We start from the raw sequence: 2,333 nt of genomic DNA on the forward strand, positions 1-2,333 counted from the left end.
CGTCATCGGCGGGGCCGGCTCCGACGTCCTCGATGCGAGCGGCGGCGACGTCGCCGTCTACGACACGCCGGGCGGCCTCGAGGTCGAAGCAAGGGGGCGCGGCTTCGAGGACCGGCGGTCTGAGGACCCCGACGTCAACCGGTACGACGAGACCGAGAACGTCATCGGCGACGTCGTGACGCGGCCGACCTTGGGCTTCCGAGACACGGACGGCGTGATGATCGGGGCCTCGAGGACGTGGCTCGTCCCGGGCTTCCGTCTCCATCCGTACGCGGCCGTCCACACGGTCTCGGCCAACTACGCGACCGCGACGAGCGGCGTCGCGGCGCGGTATCAGGGGTACATGCGCGAAGCGATCGGCCGCTCGGACCTGACCGTCGCCGTCCACGGCTCGACGCCCCGCTACGCCCGCAACTTCTACGGCATCGGCAACGGCTCCCCGGAGCTCGACGACTCCGACCGCGCACGCGTCGACATCGCCTTGGCCGGCGCCCGCGCTGGACTGGTGGTCCCCCTCGGTGAGAACCTGACGCTCAACCTCGGCCCGACCGTCCGCTACGCCGACGCGACCGTGCCCGAGCCCCAAGCGTTCGACCCGGGCAACCCGGACCTGCCGCTCGTCGGCCCCGCGGCGCTCTTGGCCGCCCCGTCGTTCGACGCCCAAACGCACGTCGGGGCCTCGGCCCGCATCGAGGCCCGCGCCGTCGACCTCGAGGCGAACCCCCGGCAGGGGCTCGGGCTCTCGCTGTTCGGCGAGCTCCGCGCGGGCATCACCGGTCCTGCGGACACGTACGGCCGCGTAGGCGGAGAGGCCGTCGCGTACGTCCCGTTCCGGTTCGCCCCTCAGCTCACCCTCGCGCTCCGAGGCGGCGGCGAGACCACCGTGGGCGACTTCCCGTTCTTCGACGCCTCCGTCCTAGGGGGCCCCGGCACGATCCGGGGCTATCGACGCGAGCGGTTCGCGGGCCGGACGGCCGCCTCGGCCTCGGCTGAACTCCGGGCCAAGGTCCTCGACCTCGACGTGTACGTGCTCCCCCTCGAGGTCGGAATCTTGGGGTTCGCCGACGCCGGCCGCGTGTGGGCCGAGACCCCGACGTGCCTCGACGTCTACGACTCCGAGGTCTGCGCGCTGATCAACTTCAGAGCGGTGGACCCCGACGCGGGCGGCGGCATCCAGCTCGGCTACGGCGGCGGGCTGTGGGTCGGCTCGCTCGACCGCGGCGTCGCCACGCTCACCGTCGGGGCCTCCGACGAGGCCGCCCTGGTCACGTTCGGCGTCGGGTTCGCGTACTAGGCCGCGCCCGCTACCTTGCCTCCCTCCCACCCCACACCCATGGACGAACCGCTCACCAGCACGTCACGGGGCGACGGCGACACCTTCGACATGAGCCAGGTGGCCGGCGAGCGCCCGGTCGCCGTCCCCATCGAGGACGAGAAGACGGCCAAGAAGAAAAAGAAGAAGGTCAAGGAGATGGCCAACGTCGGCTCGTCCGATGGCGCGCTCTCCCCCGCCGACCAGGCCCTCAAGGATCTGGGCACGAAGCGCGGCATCGAGACCCTGTTCCGGTCGAGCTACCGGGTCAACATGGACCTGTCGGCGCTGGCCGACGCCAAGGCCAACATCATGATCTCGGTCAACGGCCTGATCATCTCGATCCTGATCGCGTCCATCGCCCCGGGCGCCGAGCGGAACCCGTGGTTGCTCATCCCGACCTCGCTGTTCCTGCTGGGGTGCCTGGTCTCGTTGGTGTTCGCCGTGCTCGGCGCGATGCCGCGCGTTCAGAGCAACGTCATCACGCCCGAGGCGGCGCTGCGTGACCGAAAGAACTTGCTGTTCTTCGGCAACTTCAGTCACATGAGCGAGGGCGATTTTGTGGGCGCGCTCAAGCAAGTCGTGATGGACTCGACGCTGACCTACGAGATGATGATGAAGGACATCTACGGAGTCGGAAGCGTGCTCCAAAAGAAGTACCGGATGCTCAAGCGGTCGTACATAGCATTCTTGGTCGCCTTGGTCGTGGGCGTCGTCGGGTTCGTGGGCGTCTTCACGTACGTCAACACCTGTTCTCCCGGGAGCCCCAACTGCCCCGCCGTCGCGTCGACGACGATCCAGACCACTCCCACACCGGGCCTACCCGCTCAAGGAATCCTCCCCTAGTCCGCTCCATGAAAACCATCATCCTTCTCCGCCACGGCAAGTCCGACTGGGAGGCCGACTACGACGGCGACCACCAACGGCCGCTCGCCAAGCGCGGCCAGAAAGGCGCCCGCAAGATGGGCCGGTTCCTGACGACGGCCCGCTCCGTGCCGGACCGCGCGCTCACCTCGTCGGC

3 protein-coding genes are annotated in these 2,333 nt (G+C 69.4%); all 3 read left to right on the forward strand.

Annotation, left to right across the window (positions count from 1 at the left end):
* Positions 1-1,294, forward strand: a 1,294-nt coding sequence (locus tag WBA11_RS18450; protein WP_424522099.1) for a BamA/TamA family outer membrane protein, incomplete at its 5' end; no start/stop codon positions are given.
* A gap of 39 nt (positions 1,295-1,333) precedes the next feature.
* On the forward strand, positions 1,334-2,158 hold the full coding sequence (locus tag WBA11_RS18455; protein ID WP_424522100.1) for a Pycsar system effector family protein: 825 nt from the start codon (positions 1,334-1,336) through the stop codon (positions 2,156-2,158).
* Between the two features lie 8 nt (positions 2,159-2,166).
* A partial coding sequence (locus WBA11_RS18460; RefSeq protein WP_424522101.1) for a SixA phosphatase family protein occupies positions 2,167-2,333 on the forward strand: 167 nt, incomplete at its 3' end.

Source organism: Rubrivirga sp. (assembly GCF_049648075.1).
Classification (GTDB): domain Bacteria; phylum Bacteroidota; class Rhodothermia; order Rhodothermales; family Rubricoccaceae; genus Rubrivirga.